The organism is Subtercola sp. YIM 133946 (assembly GCF_036553535.1).
Classification (GTDB): Bacteria; Actinomycetota; Actinomycetes; order Actinomycetales; family Microbacteriaceae; genus Subtercola.
Window position 1 is genome coordinate 16,842 of the sequence record NZ_JAZHPE010000047.1, and the last position, 17,212, is coordinate 34,053.

At 67.7% G+C, this 17,212-nt stretch carries 15 protein-coding genes and 1 pseudogene; 14 read left to right on the plus strand and 2 right to left on the minus strand.

Going from position 1 to position 17,212, the window contains the following annotated elements:
* Nucleotides 1-6 precede the first annotated feature (6 nt).
* Complete coding sequence (locus V3W46_RS16275; RefSeq protein WP_331784190.1) at nucleotides 7-1,026, plus strand: tyrosine recombinase XerC; 1,020 nt, start codon at nucleotides 7-9, stop codon at nucleotides 1,024-1,026.
* 159 nt (nucleotides 1,027-1,185) lie between these two features.
* Here V3W46_RS16275 and V3W46_RS16280 read toward each other — a convergent pair.
* Nucleotides 1,186-1,668 (minus strand): annotated as a pseudogene (locus V3W46_RS16280) (murein hydrolase activator EnvC family protein); the annotation flags it as partial.
* Between the two features lie 175 nt (nucleotides 1,669-1,843).
* Here V3W46_RS16280 and V3W46_RS16285 point away from each other — a divergent pair.
* From V3W46_RS16285 to V3W46_RS16330, 10 genes are all read left to right on the plus strand, one after another.
* Nucleotides 1,844-3,361, plus strand: a complete 1,518-nt coding sequence (locus tag V3W46_RS16285; RefSeq protein ID WP_331784191.1) for a sugar porter family MFS transporter — start codon at nucleotides 1,844-1,846, stop codon at nucleotides 3,359-3,361.
* A 230-nt stretch (nucleotides 3,362-3,591) separates the two neighbouring features.
* Nucleotides 3,592-4,602: a 30S ribosomal protein S2 gene (rpsB, locus tag V3W46_RS16290; protein ID WP_331784192.1), complete on the plus strand. Its 1,011-nt coding sequence runs from the start codon at nucleotides 3,592-3,594 to the stop codon at nucleotides 4,600-4,602.
* A gap of 73 nt (nucleotides 4,603-4,675) precedes the next feature.
* A complete protein-coding gene (tsf, locus tag V3W46_RS16295) occupies nucleotides 4,676-5,506 on the plus strand; it encodes a translation elongation factor Ts (protein WP_331784193.1) in 831 nt (276 codons plus the stop codon).
* A 295-nt stretch (nucleotides 5,507-5,801) separates the two neighbouring features.
* On the plus strand, nucleotides 5,802-6,539 hold the full coding sequence (gene pyrH / locus V3W46_RS16300; RefSeq protein ID WP_331784194.1) for a UMP kinase: 738 nt from the start codon (nucleotides 5,802-5,804) through the stop codon (nucleotides 6,537-6,539).
* Nucleotides 6,540-6,619: 80 nt separating this feature from the next.
* Nucleotides 6,620-7,174 (plus strand): ribosome recycling factor, encoded by a 555-nt coding sequence (gene frr / locus V3W46_RS16305; protein WP_331784195.1) that lies wholly within the window; start codon nucleotides 6,620-6,622, stop codon nucleotides 7,172-7,174.
* A gap of 7 nt (nucleotides 7,175-7,181) precedes the next feature.
* Nucleotides 7,182-8,192, plus strand: coding sequence for a phosphatidate cytidylyltransferase (locus tag V3W46_RS16310; protein ID WP_331784196.1), 1,011 nt, complete (start codon nucleotides 7,182-7,184; stop codon nucleotides 8,190-8,192).
* Between the two features lie 25 nt (nucleotides 8,193-8,217).
* Nucleotides 8,218-8,784, plus strand: coding sequence for a DivIVA domain-containing protein (locus V3W46_RS16315; RefSeq protein WP_331784197.1), 567 nt, complete (start codon nucleotides 8,218-8,220; stop codon nucleotides 8,782-8,784).
* Nucleotides 8,785-8,817: 33 nt separating this feature from the next.
* A complete protein-coding gene (locus V3W46_RS16320) occupies nucleotides 8,818-10,452 on the plus strand; it encodes a cation:proton antiporter (RefSeq protein ID WP_331784198.1) in 1,635 nt (544 codons plus the stop codon).
* 45 nt (nucleotides 10,453-10,497) lie between these two features.
* Nucleotides 10,498-10,815 carry a hypothetical protein gene (locus tag V3W46_RS16325; protein ID WP_331784199.1) on the plus strand — a complete coding sequence of 106 codons (318 nt, stop codon included), beginning with the start codon at nucleotides 10,498-10,500 and terminating at the stop codon, nucleotides 10,813-10,815.
* Nucleotides 10,816-10,823: 8 nt separating this feature from the next.
* Entirely contained in the window at nucleotides 10,824-11,540 is a 717-nt protein-coding gene (locus V3W46_RS16330) for an alpha/beta hydrolase (RefSeq protein WP_331784205.1), read from the plus strand.
* 243 nt (nucleotides 11,541-11,783) lie between these two features.
* Here the strand turns inward: V3W46_RS16330 and V3W46_RS16335 are convergent, their stop codons facing one another.
* Nucleotides 11,784-12,839, minus strand: coding sequence for an AI-2E family transporter (locus tag V3W46_RS16335; RefSeq protein WP_331784200.1), 1,056 nt, complete (start codon nucleotides 12,837-12,839; stop codon nucleotides 11,784-11,786).
* A 120-nt stretch (nucleotides 12,840-12,959) separates the two neighbouring features.
* Between V3W46_RS16335 and V3W46_RS16340 the strand changes: the two genes are divergently transcribed.
* The 3 genes from V3W46_RS16340 (at nucleotide 12,960) to V3W46_RS16350 (ending at nucleotide 17,036) form a co-directional block, all read left to right on the plus strand.
* Complete coding sequence (locus tag V3W46_RS16340; RefSeq protein WP_331784201.1) at nucleotides 12,960-14,798, plus strand: hypothetical protein; 1,839 nt, start codon at nucleotides 12,960-12,962, stop codon at nucleotides 14,796-14,798.
* On the plus strand, nucleotides 14,795-15,814 hold the full coding sequence (locus V3W46_RS16345) for a tetratricopeptide repeat protein (protein WP_331784202.1): 1,020 nt from the start codon (nucleotides 14,795-14,797) through the stop codon (nucleotides 15,812-15,814). Before V3W46_RS16340 ends, V3W46_RS16345 begins: the two co-directional genes overlap by 4 nt.
* An 82-nt stretch (nucleotides 15,815-15,896) precedes the next feature.
* Nucleotides 15,897-17,036, plus strand: a complete 1,140-nt coding sequence (locus V3W46_RS16350; RefSeq protein ID WP_331784203.1) for an AI-2E family transporter — start codon at nucleotides 15,897-15,899, stop codon at nucleotides 17,034-17,036.
* Nucleotides 17,037-17,212: the final 176 nt, after the last annotated feature.

Genomic DNA, 17,212 nt, shown 5'->3' on the forward strand with positions numbered 1-17,212 from the left:
TGAGGGATGGACCTGGCGCCAAGCATCGACGAGTTCGTGGCCTACCTGACGCTCGAGCGCGGGTACTCGCCGAACACGGTGCGGTCGTATGCGTCAGACCTGGCTGCGCTCCGGTCGTTCGCGGCGGCGCAGGCTTCGAAGACCTCTGCCGCTCGGCCTCCCCAGACTTCACGGGGTACGGCATCCTCTGCGGTGGCTGCGGGGGTGGCTGAGGCCGAGCGGTCGGCGGAGGTGGCCGGCGCGGGTGGGGCCGCCGGGGGAGTGGAGCTGACGCTGGAGCTGCTGCGGGACTGGCTGTGGGATGCGTCGAACCGTGGGCTGTCGAAGGCGACGCTGGCGCGGCGGTCGGCGACAGTGAAGAGCTTCTCGGCATGGCTGACACGCACGCACCAGCAGGAGGCGGACTCTGCCGTGCGGTTGCGGGCGCCGAAGCCCGACCGGTCGCTTCCGCGCGTGATGAGTGCGTCGGCGATGGAGACCATCTTCGGCACGCTCGCCGAGCGAGCGGCGCACGATGACCCGATCGCACTGCGTGACTCGGCCATCGTCGAGCTGCTGTATGCGTCGGCGCTGCGCGTGTCGGAGCTGGTGGGCATCGACATCGACGACCTCGACCGCTCGCGCCGCACGGTGCTCGTGACGGGCAAGGGGTCGAAGCAGCGTGTGGTGCCGTTCGGCGCGCCGGCCAATGCCGCCCTCGGGCGCTACCTGGCGAGCGGCCGCCCCCTGCTGTACTCGGGGGTCAGCGTGCCGGCGCTCTTTCTCAACACCCGCGGCGCCCGGCTCGGAACGCGGGCTGTGTACGCGGTGGTGTCACGGCTGCTGCAGCAGGTTCCGGGGGCGGGACCAGAAGGCCCGCACGCCTTCCGGCACACCGCGGCAACGCACCTGCTCGACGGGGGAGCCGACCTGCGTGCGGTGCAGGAGATGCTCGGCCACGCCAGCCTCGGCACGACCCAGATCTACACACACGTCACGACGGAACGGCTGCGCCAGACCTACCTCTCGGCCCACCCCCGCGCCTGACACCGCAGCTGGAGGCTGCCCCGCCGCGGTGTCGCGCAGCAGCTGCGCCGCGGGTCTCGACGGTAGCAGCGACGCGGCACCGGGCGGCAGGCCCGCCGCGGCGTCGGGCAGCAGGATGGCGCGGGGCACCCGCGCGAGCAGCAGCAGCGGCGAGACGTAGGCGCCGTTCAGCCGTACGCCGAGGTGAAGGCACGACTGGGGGCAGTGCGTCCACCCCGTGACGACGCCAATCTGCTGCCCGGCCGCGACGGTGTCGCCGGCCGCGACGGTGGGTTGCACGGGCTCGACGGTGCTGACGTACCCACCCGGATGCTCGATCGACACCAGGGGCCGGTCGACCACGGTGCCGGCGAACGAGACCACTCCGGCGGCGGTGGCGACGACGGGCGCGCCGACGTCGGCGGCGATGTCGATGCCGCGGTGACCGGCCGCGTAGGGGGATGCGGGTGCCTCGAACGGCCGGATGACGGAATGCTGAGGCCCGACGGGCCAGACCCCGCGCAGCCCACCACCCGCCGACGTCCACGCGCCCGCCGGCACGCCGCCACCCGCAACGAGCCCCAGCGCCACGACACCCACGACACCCACCGAGCAAGCGCCGCGCACGAACCCCACAACCACTCCGACCAGACGATTTCGCATGGCTTCATCGTCACCGGCGAAATCGCAACCCCCGAGACGTTTGGCGCCATCTGTGCAACTTCGTGCCAAGATCGAAATGTGAGGGAGACAACTTGCAAACAGCTTTCGACCCACGCAGGTAGCAGAAGTTCACACCGCGGCACGACGCGCGGGCACACTGTTCAAAGGGGTTTCAATGTCTGGCACGGCTAGCACAACGGGGTCTGGCGTTTCAGAGAAAGATCTGCAGAAGAAGCTCAACCGCAAGGTGATCGGGCTCTCTGTGGCGGCCGCCCTCGGCGGGTTTCTGTTCGGTTTCGACTCATCGGTCATCAACGGCGCCGTCGACGCCATCAAGAGCGACTTCGACCTCGGCGGGGTTCCGCTGCTGAGCGGTTTCGTGGTCGCCTCGGCCCTGCTCGGCTGCGCGATCGGCGCCTACTTCGCCGGCCGTCTGGCCGACCGCATGGGCCGCATTCCGGTGATGCTCATCGGTGCCGCCCTCTTCCTTGTCAGCTCCATCGGTTCGGCGTTCGCCTTCGCCGTGTGGGACTTGGTGTTGTGGCGCGTACTCGGCGGCCTCGGCATCGGCATCGCATCCGTCATCGCGCCGGCCTACATCGCCGAGATCGCGCCGAAGGCCGTGCGCGGCAGCCTCGCCTCGCTGCAGCAGCTCGCCATCACGCTCGGTATCTTCGCCGCCCTGCTCTCTGACGCGATCCTGGCGAACGCCGCCGGCGACGCGAACAGCCCGCTGTGGTTCGGTGCGGATGCCTGGCGGTGGATGTTCGTGATGTGCGCCATCCCGGCTATCGTCTACGGCCTGCTCGCCTGGCGTCTACCGGAGTCGCCACGGTATCTGGCGGGCAAGGGAAAGCAGGACGACGCGCGCGACGTTCTCGCCAGCGTCATGCCGAAGAGCCAGGTCGACGACGCCCTCGCTGAGATCGAGCGAACCCTGAAGGAAGACAAGGAGAACGCTCGAACCGCGTCGCTGCGGGGCAAGATGTTCGGCCTGCTGCCTGTCGTCTGGGTCGGAATTCTGCTGTCGATGTTCCAGCAGCTGGTCGGCATCAACGTGATCTTCTACTACTCGACTTCGCTCTGGAGTTCGGTCGGCTTCGACACCAGCAACCCGGGCACGTCTCTGACGATCTCGGTGGTCACCTCGGTGGTGAACGTGGCCGTCACCTTCGTCGCCATCTTCACCGTCGACAAGGCCGGCCGACGGCCCCTGCTGCTGAGCGGGTCGATCGGCATGTTCGTGTCGCTGGGCGTCATGGCGCTCGCCTTCGCGCAGTCGGTCACGGTCGACGGCAACCCGTCGCTGCCCGGTGTGTGGGGCCCTGTGGCCCTCGTGGCAGCCAACGTGTTCGTCATCTGCTTCGGTGCCACCTGGGGCCCGCTCGTCTGGGTGCTGCTCGGCGAGATCTTCCCGAACCGCATCCGTGGCAAGGCGCTCGGCATCGCGGCGGCGGCGCAGTGGCTCACCAACTTCGCCATCACCGAGACGTTCCCGGCGCTGTCGGCGTTCTCGCTCTCGTTCACCTACGGCATGTACGCGTTCTTCGCCCTAATCTCGTTCGTGTTCGTCTTCTTCGCCGTTCCGGAGACGAAGGGGCGCTCGCTCGAGAGCATGGATGATCTGAAGGTCGATCGCGGCGGCCGTGCCGCTAAGGCGGCTGCAGCCCTGAAGGCCGACGCCCCGGCGTAGAACCTGCTCAGAAGTGCTACTCTGGTAGACGCGCCGTGCTTGTCGCGGTGACTACGCGTGCCATTCGGCCGCCAAACCTACTCGGTCTGCGAATCTGCGTCGAAAGACGTGCGATCTGCGGCGGGTTTGTGCCGGGCACCAGGAGAGACGATCATCCGGTCGTCGCTAGCAACCGATATGGGTTTCGCCGTGCATCCGTGCGCCGCGGCCCGAGAACAGGAGAACGGCTCATGGCCGTCGTCACCATTCGCCAGCTGCTCGACAGCGGCGTTCACTTCGGGCACCAGACCCGTCGCTGGAACCCGAAGATGAAGCGCTTCATTCTGACCGAGCGCTCGGGCAGCCACATCATCGATCTTCAGCAGTCGCTGACGTACATCGACAAGACCTACGACTACGTCAAGGAGACCGTCGCGCACGGCGGCACCGTTCTCTTCGTCGGCACCAAGAAGCAGGCCCAGGGCTCGATCGCCGAGCAGGCGACCCGCGTCGGCCAGCCCTACGTCAACCAGCGCTGGCTCGGTGGCCTGCTCACCAACTTCCAGACGGTGTCGAAGCGCCTCGCCCGCATGAAGGAGCTCGAAGAGCTCGACTTCGAAGACACCGCGAAGAGCGGTTTCACGAAGAAAGAGCTGCTCATCAAGAAGCGCGAGCTCGACAAGCTGCACAAGAGCCTCGGCGGTATCCGCAACCTGACGAAGACGCCCAGCGCCCTCTGGGTGGTCGACACCAAGAAGGAGCACCTCGCCATCGACGAGGCGCGCAAGCTCGGCATCCCCGTCATCGGCATCCTCGACACGAACTGCGACCCGGACGAGGTTCAGTACCCGATTCCGGGCAACGACGACGCGATCCGCTCGGTGGGCCTGCTCACCCGCATCATCGCGGACGCCGCCGCTGAGGGCCTGATCCAGCGTCACCAGAAGCCCGAAGAGGCCGGCAACGTCTCGGCCGTCGAGCCGCTGGCCGAGTGGGAGCGCGAGCTGCTCGAGGCGAGCACCGTCGAGCTGGCTGCGACCGAGACCGCCGTCGCCGAGACCCTCGCAACCGAGGGTGTCGCCGAAGAGGTCGTCGAGAACGCCGAGGCTGCTGCTGCGGTCATCGACGCCGACGTCGCCGAGCTGGCAGAGGAGCCCAACACCGAGGAGAACGACGCTGACGCGCAGCTCATCGGCAAGAACATCGGCGACCCGGTGGCGCACCCCGTCGCCCCGTCGCGTGGCGAGACCCTCTCCGAATAATTTCCAGATCAAAGAAATACGCTGTGCCCGGGGTGACTCGGGCACAGCCGTTTAGCTAGGAGTAAAGAAGCACATGGCAAATTTCAACGTTGCCGACGTAAAGATCCTCCGCGACCGCCTCGGTGCCGGAATGGTCGACAGCAAGAACGCTCTGGTCGAGGCCGATGGCGACATCGACAAGGCCATCGAGATTCTGCGCCTCAAAGGCCAGAAGGGTGTCGCCAAGCGTGAGGGCCGCGCCACCAGCGAGGGTCTCGTCGCCGCGAAGGAGAGCGGCACCAGTGCCACTCTGATCGAGCTCGCCTGCGAGACCGACTTCGTCGCGAAGAACCAGAAGTTCATCGACCTGAGCGAGAAGGTTCTGGATGCCACGATCGCAGCGAACGCGTCGACCGTCGCCGAGGCGCTCGGCGCCGCGTGCGGCCCGCACCAGACCGTCGCCGAGGTCATCACCGACGAGGCCGCGATTCTGGGCGAAAAGCTCGAGCTGCGCCGCGTCGCCCAGGTGGGTGGCGAGCACTTCGCGATCTACCTGCACCGCACGAGCAAAGACCTGCCCCCGCAGGTCGGCGTGATCGTCGGCTACATCGGCTCTGACGCCGACACCGCTCGCAGCATCGCGCAGCACATCTCGTTCGCGAACCCCGAGTACCTGAGCCGCGAGGATGTTCCCGCCGACGCCGTCGAGGCTGAGCGCAAGATCGTCACCGAGATCGCCGAGAACGAGGGTAAGCCCGCCGCGGCGCTGCCCAAGATCATCGAGGGTCGCCTGACCGGCTACTTCAAGCAGGTCGCCCTGCTCGACCAGGACTACGCGAAAGACAACAAGCTGTCTGTCGGCAAGGTCGTGGCCGACGCGGGCCTGACCATCACCGGCTTCGCCCGGTTCAAGGTCGGCGCGTAGCCGTAGAGGGTTCGTGGGGTTTCGATACGGCCCTTCGGGCCTACTCAACCGGCGGGCGTTCGTGGGGATTCGATACGGCCCTTCGGGCCTACTCAACCGGCGGGCGTTCGCTGGGTTTCGATACGGCCCTTCGGGCCTACTCAACCAGCGGCGGGTGTTCGCTGGTTGAGTAGGCTGCAGGCCGTATCGAAACCAGGCCGGGCAAGGGGCAGCGCGAGCTGCCCCTTTTTCGTGCCCGGGCACCCGGTGCAAAACCGGTAGCCTGAACAACGAAGCAACGAAGGGATCCACCTCCATGCCAGACGAAACACTCCAGACGCCGAAGAAGCGCAGGGTTCTGCTGAAGCTCTCGGGTGAGGCATTCGGCGGCGGTTCGCTCGGAGTCAACCCCGATGTGGTGGGCGAGCTGGCGCGTGAGATCGCCGAAGCCGCCAAGAGCGTCGAGATCGCGGTCGTGGTCGGCGGCGGCAACTTCTTTCGAGGCGCAGAGCTGTCGCAGCGCGGCATGGACCGCGGCCGGGCCGACTACATGGGCATGCTCGGCACGGTGATGAACGCTCTCGCGCTGCAGGACTTCCTCGAGCAGGCGGGGGCTGAGACGCGGGTGCAGTCGGCGATCTCGATGACGCAGGTGGCCGAGCCGTACATCCCGCGCCGTGCCGAGCGGCACCTCGAGAAGGGGCGCGTCGTCATCTTCGGCGCCGGAGCCGGCCTGCCGTACTTCTCGACCGACACCGTGGCTGCCCAGCGCGCACTCGAGATCGGCGCCGACGTGGTGCTGGTGGCGAAGAACGGCGTCGACGGCGTCTACGACTCCGACCCGCGCACGAACCCCGACGCGAAGAAGATCGACCGTCTCACCTACATCGACGCTCTGCAGCGCGAACTGAAGGTGGTCGACTCGACCGCTTTCAGCCTCTGCATGGACAATCGCATGCCCATGGTCGTCTTCGGAATGGAGCCGACAGGCAACGTCACCCGCGCCATTCTCGGTGAGGAGATCGGAACGCTGGTGCACACCTCGCACGAGTGAGCGGCTCGCGCGTCTGCCGGGCGACGCGCGAGGTTCGCGTTGCCCTCTAAACTTGGGTCTTGAAGTAAGGGAGTTCTACCGTGATTGCCGATGTACTGACCGACGCAGCCGACCGAATGAAGAAGGCGCTCGAGAACACCAAAGAAGATTTCTCGACGGTGCGCACCGGGCGGGCGAACCCCGCGCTCTTCCAGAAGGTGCTCGTCGACTACTACGGTTCGCCGACGCCGCTCGCGCAGCTCGCCTCGCTGCAGAACCCCGAGGCGCGCACCATCATCGTCACCCCCTACGACAAGGGCGCGTTGCGTGACATCGAACAGGCGCTCCGCGACATGCCGAACCTGGGTGCGAACCCGACCAACGACGGCAACATCATCCGCGTCACCCTGCCCGACCTCACCGAGGAGCGCCGCAAGGAGTTCGTCAAGCTGGTGAAGGGCAAGGCCGAAGACGGCAAGGTCTCGGTGCGCAACATCCGCCGCAAAGCCAAAGACGATCTGGATGCCCTGAAGAGCGAGGTCGGAGACGACGAGGTGGCCCGTGCCGAGAAGGAGCTCGAGGCGGCAACGAAGGCCACCGTCGACGCCATCGACGACGCCCTGAAGCGCAAAGAGACTGAACTGCTGGAAATCTAGGCGCACGGTGACCAACGAGCCGGGTTCGGCCGATTCGACGGCGGCGACCCCAGGGGCCGATCCGCAGGGGTCGGCCGAGGGCGTGAAGCCCGCCAAGACGAAGCGGGCGCCGCAGGGCATCTCGCGCGCCGAGCTCGAGGAGCGCGTTCGCGCACGCCGCGAACAGTTCGAAGAGGTCAACGACAAGATCACGGCCCGAACCGGCCGCAACCTCGTCAGCGCCATCTCGATCGGCCTGGGCCTCGGCCTGATCATGCTGATCAGCCTGCTCTTCTTCAACGTGGTGTTCTTTCTGTTCGTCGGGGTGCTGGTGTGCATCACCTCGGCCGAGCTGGTGGGCGCGCTCGGAAAGTCGGGCCGGCACGTTCCGCTCATCCCCACCGTGCTCTCGGCCGCGGCGGTGTCGGTGGCCGCGTTCTTCTGGGGGCAGCAGGGGCAGTGGCTCATTTTGCTCGCCGGCAGCGTGCTCGTGCTGCTGTGGCGGCTCGTCGAGCTGGCGCTACCGAAGTACCGGGCGACGCCGCAGAAGCTCTGGCGTGACCTCGCCGCCGGCTTCCTGGTGCAGGCCTACGTGGTCTTCCTCGGCAGTATCTCGATTCTGCTCGTCGCCCAGCCCGACGGCCGGTGGTGGGTGCTGTCGTTCATGATCGTGGTGATCTGCGTCGACACCGGCGCCTACGTCACCGGCCTGAACTTCGGAAAACACCCGATGGCACCGCGCATCAGCCCCAAAAAGACGTGGGAGGGCTTCGCCGGCGCGGCGGGTCTCGCCCTCATCGCGTCGGTGCTGCTGGGTGTGCTGCTGCTCGGCCAGCCCTGGTGGTTCGGTCTCATTCTGGGCGCCGTCATCACGGCGACGGCGACGTTCGGCGACCTGGCCGAGTCGCTGCTCAAGCGCGACATGGGCATCAAAGACATGAGCACCTGGCTGCCCGGCCACGGCGGCTTCCTCGACCGGCTCGACTCGATGCTGCCCTCGGCGGCCGCGGCGTACGTGCTGTTCATCGTCTTCCACTGACAGGCTCAACTGGCACAATGGGTGCGTGAGCCAAACGTTTCCGGTCAGTCGCAAGTCGTCCATGGGCTACAACGTCGACGAGGTCGAGAAGTTCCTGAGCGACGCCCGCGCAGCCTACGAGGCGCAGAACGACCCTGCGAGCGCGACGGGGGCGCCCGAGATCGATTCGCGCAGCATCCGTCGGGCCTCGTTCTCGCTGCAGAAGGGCGGCTACTCGACCACCCACGTCGACGCCGCGCTCGAACGCCTCGAAGACGCCTTCTCGGCCCGCGAACGGTCGCGCGCGAAGAACGATCTCGGCGAAGAGAAGTGGTTCACGCTCAGCCGTGACCGCGCCCGCGAGATCGTCGCGCGCCTCGAGCGCAGCCCCGGCCACCGGTTCAAGCGCGTCGGGCTGCTGTCGGGCGGCTACGACCGCGGCGACGTCGACGACTTCTGCGACGTGATCATCAGCTACTTCCGCACTGGCGCGGCGCTCACCGTCGACGACGTGCGCGGCGCCGTCTTCAGGCCGAAGCTCGGCGGCTACAACGAGGCACAGGTCGACATGGTGCTCGACGCCGTGGTCGACGTCATGCTCTCGGTGCAGTAACCACCACACCGATGGATGCCCGCGGGAGCGTCTGTGCGCAATGAAGTCGTCGCCGTCATCGGCGTCATCGTCATCGTGGGGGTCTCGGCGTTCGCGCCGCGGTTGAAGATCGCCGCCCCGATCATCCTCGTGCTCATCGGGGTCGGCATCTCGATCATTCCGGGCGTGCAGCCCGTCGTCGTACCGTCGGCGCTGATTCTGGCGGTGGTGCTGCCGCCCCTGCTCTACGGCTCGGCGATCAACCTGCCGCTCGCCGACTTCCGAAAGAACATCGTCAGCATCACCGGCCTCTCTGTCGCCCTCGTGTTCGTCAGCGCCTTCGGCACCGGTGTGCTGCTCTTCGTGCTCTTCCCGCAGCTGAGCTTCGCCTCGGCCATCGCCCTCGGCGCCGTCATCAGCCCCACCGACGCGGTGTCGGCCGCCTCGATCGCCAAACGCCTGGGGCTGCCGCACCGCCTGACGGCCGTCATCGAGGGCGAGAGCCTGGTGAACGACGCGTCGGCCCTCGTTCTGCTGCGCTCGGCGATCGGCGCGACCGCCGGGGTCGTGAGCGTGTGGCAGGTGGGCGGCGCCTTCGTCTACTCGGTGGTCGTGGCCGCGGTGGTGGGCGGCATCGTGGGCGTGGTGACGGTGTTCGTGCGGTCGAAGCTGCGCGACCCGGTGCTCACCACGGCCATCTCGTTCGCGGTGCCCTTTCTCGCCTACGTTCCGGCCGAGGCGATCGGTGCCTCCGGCGTGCTGAGCGTGGTCGCCGCGGGGCTGCTGACCGGCCACTTCGGGGCGAAGTACTTCACCGCCCCCTCGCGCATCAGCGAGCGGCTGACCTGGCGAACGCTGCAGTTCCTGCTCGAGAACGCGGTGTTCTTGATCATGGGGCTGCAGCTCAAGGGGCTGCTCGAGCAGGTGGTCGACCACGACCTGAGTGTGCCGCAGTCGATTCTGTTCGGGTTGCTCGCGACCGCGCTGCTGATCATCCTGCGCTTCGCGTTCGTGATGCCGCCCGCCGTGTTCATGGCGTGGCGGTACTGGCGCCGGGCGGCGCCGCCCGGCGTGACGCGAGCGAACGCGCCGGCCGACGCCCCGGCGGGAGCCGCGGGGGGCGTCGTGCTCTCGTGGGCGGGCATGCGCGGCGTCGTGACGCTGGCGGCCGCGCAGTCGTTGCCCGAGAACACGCCCTACCGCCCCCAGCTCATTCTCATCGCGTTCACCGTGGCGATCGTGACGCTCGTGGTGCAGGGTACGACGCTGCCCTTCGTGATTCGGTTCTCGGGCATCCGGCTCGCCGACCCGGCCGAGGAGCGTGAGGAGTTCGCCGAGCTGATCGACGAGCTGCAGGAGGCGGGGCGGGGGATGCTCGACAACCCCTCGCTCGTGCTCGCCGACGGTGTCGTGCCCGACCCGGGCGTCGTCGAGCGGGTTCGGCGTGACGCGCTGCTGCGCAGCCAGTCGGCGTGGGAACTCGCCCAGACCGCCGACGCGAGCACGACCGCGCCGGCGCCGAACCAGCAGTATCGTGAGCTGCGGCTCGAGGTGCTGCGGGTCGAACGCGAGACCCTGCTCGACGCCCGGGAGCGCGAGTCGTTCAGCTCGCACGTGCTCACCCGCGCCCACGAGATGCTCGACCTCGAGGAGTCGCGACTGGTGCAGAACGAGGGTCTCGAAGACTGATCGGGCACGGCTCGCCCTGCCGCCACCGACCGTAGGATGGAAGGCATGCCCCGCAGCAACCGCCCCCGCAACAGGTGTGGCGCGGCGCAGGGCTCGTTCGGCGCCGACGACGACGAGAACGAGAACATCGAGCGCCTACTGACGGGCTGGCGCACGGTGGAGCACCGCCGAACGGGCGACTGGAACGTTCAGCCGATCGCCGCGGTTCAGGCCACCAAGGAGTACATGTGCCCCGGCTGCCTGCAGGTGATCGCGCCCGGAACGGCTCACCTCGTGGCGTGGCGGTCAGACGGCGTTCTGGGCGATGCCGCCGACCTGGCGGCCCGCCGACATTGGCACACCCACTGCTGGAGGATCGGTTGACCCACACCATCGAGGTCAGAAGCGGGGTCGAGCTGCCGGCGGTGCGCTCCGACATCGAGCTGCACACCGCCGACGGGCTCACCCTGGTGGGCGAACTGGCGATGCCGGTCGGCAGGCCGCCGGTCGCGACGCTGGTCACCCTGCATCCGTTGCCCACGGCCGGCGGATTCATGGATTCGCATGTCTTGCGCAAGGCCGCCGCACGGCTGCCGGCGCTGGCCGACCTCGCCGTGCTGCGCTTCAACACCCGGGGCACCTCGTCGCCGCGGGGCACCAGCGAGGGCGCGTTCGACGACGGCACCGACGAGCGCCTCGACCTCGACGCGGCCATGCGGTTCGTCGCCGAGCACTCGCTGCCGCACCCGTGGCTGGTGGGCTGGTCGTTCGGCACCGAACTGGCGCTGAAGTACGGGCTCGCGCACGACATCGACGGCGCGATTCTGCTCTCGCCGCCGCTGCACCGCGCCACCGAGGCCGAGGTCGCGGCGTGGGCGACCAACAGTGTTCCGCTGGTGGCGCTGATCCCCGAGTTCGACGACTTCCTGCGGCCCGACGAGGCGCGCGAGCGGTTCTCCTCGGTGCCGAACATCGACCTGGTCGAGATCGCAGGCGGCCGGCACCTCTGGGTGGGGGAGGCGCAGACCAGGCGGGTGCTGAACGAGATCGTCTCGCACGTGAACCCGGCCGCGGCGCCCCTGCCCGAGACCTACGAGGTCGCCGGTTGAGTAGACCGCTACGAGCTCGCTGGTTGAGTAGACCGTGAAGCGGTCGTATCGAAACCTACGAGCTCGCTGGTTGAGTGGACCGCGAAGCGGTCGTATCGAAACCGGGTCGGCGGGGTTTCGATACGCTGCGCTCCGCACAGCTACTCAACCGGCGGCTGCGGCGCTGCTCGACCGGCGACTCGACCGGCGGCTGCGGCGCTGCTCGACCGGCAGGCCGCGGCGCTGCTCGACCGGCGAGGCCGCTCAGCGCTCGTTCTGAATCGGAATCACGACCTGCTTCACGACCAGAATGATCGACGCGGCAATGGGAATCGCAATCAGCGCCCCCAGCACTCCCAGCAGAGACGCCCCCGCCAGCGCCGCGATCACGACCACCGACCCGGGCACCGACACCGCTCGGCGCATGATGTTCGGGCTCAGGAAGTAGGCCTCGACCTGCATGTAGACCAGGTAGTAGATGGCGGCGACCAGGGCGGTCAGCGGCGAGCCGATGCTCGGAATGAGGCACACCGCCACGATGATGACCGAACCCGAGATGGTTCCGACCAGGGGGATGAGCGACAGCAGCCCGGCGATGAACGCCAACACCGCGGCATAGGGCGCCTGGATGATCGTCAAGAAGATGAAGCTCAGCACGCCGTTGCACAGCCCCAGCGTCACCTGACCGATCACGTACCGGCCGACCGCGTCGGTGACCTGCTCTCCGAGATCGGCGAACCGTTCGCGCTTGGAGGCCGGCACAAGCAGGTACACCGTGCGCTTCATCATGCTGATGTTCGCCGTGAAGAACAGGGTCAGGATGATCACCACGACCACCCCGAAGATTCCGTTCGCGATGCCGATGCCGACCGCGAGCGCACCGCCGGCGATGGCGGTGACGTTACCGGGGTCTTGCAGGTACTTCGTGACGGCGTCGACGACCGCCTGAACGTCGATGAACCCGCCGAGGCGCTCGCTGAGGTCTGACGCCCACGTCGACGACTGGAACCCGCGCAGCAGCAGGGGTACCTGGCCGAACAGCTGGGTGAGCTGGTCGATGATGATCGGCAGCACGGCGAACACCAGTCCGGTGATGACGCCGGCCACCCCGATGATGACGATGAGAATGGCGAGCGGCCGCCTGACGTGCCGCTTCTCGAGCCACGAGACCAGCGGGTCGAGCCCTAGCGCCAGGAAGATCGCGATGCCGATGTAGGTGAGAACGGTGGCCAGGTTGCCGATGGCCATCAGGATCACGATGCCGAGGCCCACCCCCAGCGTGCCCACCAGCCCGAGGGTGAAAGCGTTCTGGATCTTCACCGTCACTCCTTGTGTTGTTGCCCTGCAAATCTAGCCCCTGCACACGACAACCCAGAAGTCTGGGAGCATTCACAAGGAGGATCGGCTATCTTTTAATGTCTTTGTCTGGAGAGTTCATTCGTGCGTTTCATTCTTGCCATCATCGCCTTCGTCATCGCGCTGGCGTTCATCGGCATCGGCATCGCCCAGCGCACCGTCTTCCTGCCACCCTCGTCGGTGAGCGTGCAGACGACCCAAGACAGCGGTTCGCCCTACCTGTTCATCTCGAGCGACACGCTGCTCGCCGAGTCGGGTGACCAGACCGTCACCTTCAGCGGCAGCCCCAAGGTGTTTGCCGCCTACGGCCGCACCGACGACGTGAAGGCCTGGCTGAGCGGTTCGAGCTACGCCGACCTCACGGTGACGCCGGGCGACAAGCCCGCGCTCGTCTCGACCACCGTGGCCGCCGACCCCGACGGCGCCGCCAACGTGGCGAGCGGGTCTGCCGATCCCGCCGGGTCTGACCTCTGGCTCGAGCAGTACACCACCGACACGTCGATGATGCGCACGTTCAACCTGCCTGCCGGCTACTCGCTGATCGTCGCCGACGACGGCACCGCCCCCGCTCCCACGACGGTGAGCATCTCGTGGCCGCTCGACGACAGCACGCCCTTGGCGGTTCCGTTCCTGCTCACCGGGGCGATCTTCCTCGTCGCGGGTCTCATCCTGCTGCTGCTCGGGCTGCGGCACATGAAGAAGTCGCAGGGTCCGAGGCGCAAGCAGCCCGCGCTGCCGAAGGGCAAGCGGTTCTCGTCGTCGCGCACGAACGGCGTCGAGTCGGGCGTGCGGCGCGGCCGACGCTCGATCACGAAGTCGGTGGCGGTGCTGGTGCCCGCGAGCATCCTGAGCGCGCTGGTGCTGAGTGGATGCTCGACCCAGACGCTGCCCGCAGCGTTCGCCGACACGGCCACCCCCGCGCCGGTCTCGACGAGCGACACCGGTACGACGACCGACACCGGCACGCCGACCCCGGTCGACACCGACTCCCCGACGCCCGTGCCGACGCCCGACCAGGGCCCCGCGCCCGTCGTGTCGGAGGCGCAGCTCAACACGATCCTCGGCAAGGTGTCTGAGGTCACGACGGCGGCCGACGCCGCATCAGACGCGACGGCGCTCGCCGCCCGCATGACGGGACCCGCGCTCGACCTGCGCACCGAGACGTACACGATTCGTGCGGCCGACGCCGATTACCCGGCCCAGCCCGCGATTCCCACCGGACCCGCCTCGGTGGTGCTGCCGCAGGCCTCCGACACGTGGCCGCGCACCGTGTTCGCCATCGCCGAGAACCCGGCCGACCCGACGGTGGCGCCGCTGTCGCTGATGATGACGCAAGACACCCCGCGCAGCCAGTACAAGGTCTACTACGCGATTCCGCTCGAGCCCTCGACCACGCTGCCGCCGGTCGCGCCGGCCACGGTGGGCACCTCGCGCCTCGACAACGACACCAAGCTGCTGTCGATGACGCCCGACGACGTGGTCGCCGGGTACGCCGACATCCTCGCCATCGGCGACCAGAGCCCCTCGTTCAACAGCTTCGACGCCACCGGCGACACGCTGCGAACGAGCGTCGGCGCCGACTACAAGGCCACCACGAAGGCGAACCTGCCCAACACGGCCAGCATCGACTTCGCGAAGGTTGCGGCCCCCGGCCAGACCGTGGCCCTCGCCACGAACCAGTCGGGCGCGATCGTCGCGGCGAACATCCGCGAGTCGGTGACGGTGAAGCCGGTCGAGGCCGGCGCGACGGTGAGCCCGACAGGCGCGGTGAAGGCCGCGTCGGGCGTCACCGAGACGTCGAAGGGCACCGAAGCGATCTACGATTATCAATTGTTGTTCTACGTGCCGGCGTCGGGATCGACCTCGAAGGTTCAACTCCTCGGGTTTGCCCAGGGCCTGCTGTCTGCCAAGGAGCTGCCATGAGTAATGTCCCCCCCTCCGCTGCCAGCCTGAGAGGCGCCGTCGACCTCTCGTCGCTCGTCAACCGTGCCGCCGCACCCTCTGGTGCCCCCGGCGCGGGCGCGGGTGCGCCGGGCGCTCCCGGGGTCGCCCCGGGTGCCGGCGGAGCGCCGGGCGCGGGCGTGCAGGTGCCGAGCCTGCTGCTCGACGGCACCGATGCCACCTTCTCGCAGATTCTCGACCTCTCGAATGCCGTACCGGTGATCGTGGAGCTGTGGGCGTCGTGGTCAGACGGTTCGCGTGTGCTCGCGCCGCTGATGCAGAAGCTCATCCTCGAGTACGCCGGGCAGTTCGTGCTCGTCCGTGTCGAGACCGACGCCAACCCTCAGCTCACGGCCGCCTTCCAGGCGCAGACGCTTCCGACGGTCGCCGCGATCATCGGTGGCCGGCCCGTGTCGCTGTTCGAGGGCGCGCAGCCCGAGCAGAGCATCCGCGACGTACTCGAGCAGGTTGTTCAGCTCGCTGCGCAGAACGGTGTCACCGGGCGGGCGGTTCCGCTCGACGGCCGCACCGGGGCCGCTGCCGAAGGCGAGGGCGCTGAGGCCGCAGAATCGGTCGAAGAGCCCCTGCCGCCGCATCACGCCGAGGCGTTCGACGCCATCTCGCAGGGCGACTACAAAACCGCGATCGCCGAATACGAGAAGGCCATCGTGCAGAACCCGCGTGACGCTCTCGCGGCAGCCGGTCTCGCCCAGGTCAAGCTGCTCAACCGTCTCGACGGCACGTCGCTCGACGAGATCCGTGCGGCAGCCGCGGCCGACCCCGCCGATGTGGATGCCCAGCTCGCCGTCGCCGACCTCGACGTCTCGGGGGGTCACGTCGACGACGCGTTCGACCGCATCCTCACTCTCTTTCCGAAGGCCGACCAGCCGACCAAAGACCGGCTGCGCGAACGGATGCTCGAACTGTTCGAGGTCGTCGGCGTCGATGATCCCCGTGTGACCGCGGCCCGCCGCCGTCTCACGATGCTGCTGTACTGACGCACCAGCCATATTTCGCGGCTCGTGTCAATCGGTGCGCCGCTTGCCCGCACGGCGGTCGCATTGGCAATACAGTCAGAGCATGAGGATACGCCGCACCCACGATTCGTCGAAGACTGCCGTCACGCCGCAGGCCAAGGTCTCGCCCGAGATCCAGACCGTGACGCAGGGTTCTGAGACGTTCGCCCAGATCAACGCGTTCAAGATCGGGTTGCTCGGCGGTCTGGGCGTGCTCGTCGCCCTCGTCATCGGCGGGCTGGTCACCCAGCTCGGCACGGTGCTCATCTATGTGGGGGTGGCGCTGTTCATCGCCCTGGGGCTCGATCCGTTGGTCTCGAGGCTCGCCCGCAAGATGCCGCGTCCGCTGGCGATCACCATCGTGTTCGGCGTCGTGGTGCTGGTTCTCGCGGGGCTGCTGCTCACGATCATCCCGATCATCGTCACGCAGACGAGCAACCTCATCAACAACTTTCCGACCTACATCACGAACTTGCAGAACGCCGACTGGGTGAAGAACCTCGAGACGCAGCTCTCGGGGGTGGTCAACCTCGACGACGTGATCTCGAACATCCAGAGCTTCATCAGCCCCGACAAGATCCTGACGTTCGGCGGCGGCCTGCTGGCGGTCGGGGCCGGTGTGGCCAGCGGCATCACCGGCACGGTCATCGTGCTCATTCTGACGCTGTACTTCCTCGCGTCGCTGCGCTCGATGAAGCGTGTGACGTACCGCTTCGTTCCGGCCACCAAGCGTGCCAGCTTCGCCGACATCACCGAGCAGATCACCCAGGCGGTGGGGCGGTATGTGGTGGGTCAGATCGCGCTGGCGCTGGTCAACGGCATCCTGAGCTTCATCTTCCTGACGATCATCGGGGCTCCGCTGCCGGTGCTGCTGGCGTTCATCGCCTTCCTGCTCTCACTGATTCCGCTCGTCGGCACGGTGACCGGCTCGGCCATCATCGTGCTGGTCTGCTTTCTGGCCTCTCCGCTCACCGCGCTGGTCGCCGCCATCTACTACCTGATCTACATGCAGGTGGAGGCATACTTCCTGAGCCCGCGCATCATGAACCGTGCGGTCTCTGTGCCAGGCGCTGTTGTAGTGATCGGGGCGGTCGCTGGCGGGACCATCGCGGGAGTGCTCGGTGCCCTCGTCGCCATCCCGATCGCGGCATCGGCCATCATCATCATCGAGAAGGTCGTCTTCCCGAAGCAAGACGCCAAGTAGGCCGCCGCCGTCACCGCCGCTGGTTGAGTAGCCGCGCAGCGGCGTATCGAAACCGGGTGCGGGCGCGGATTTCGATACGCGCGGCTGTGCCGTGCTCAGTCGGCGGGGCGCGCATGCGCCGTGCTACTCAATCGGCGGGGCGCGGCTGCGCCGTGCTACTCAATCGGCGGGGCGCG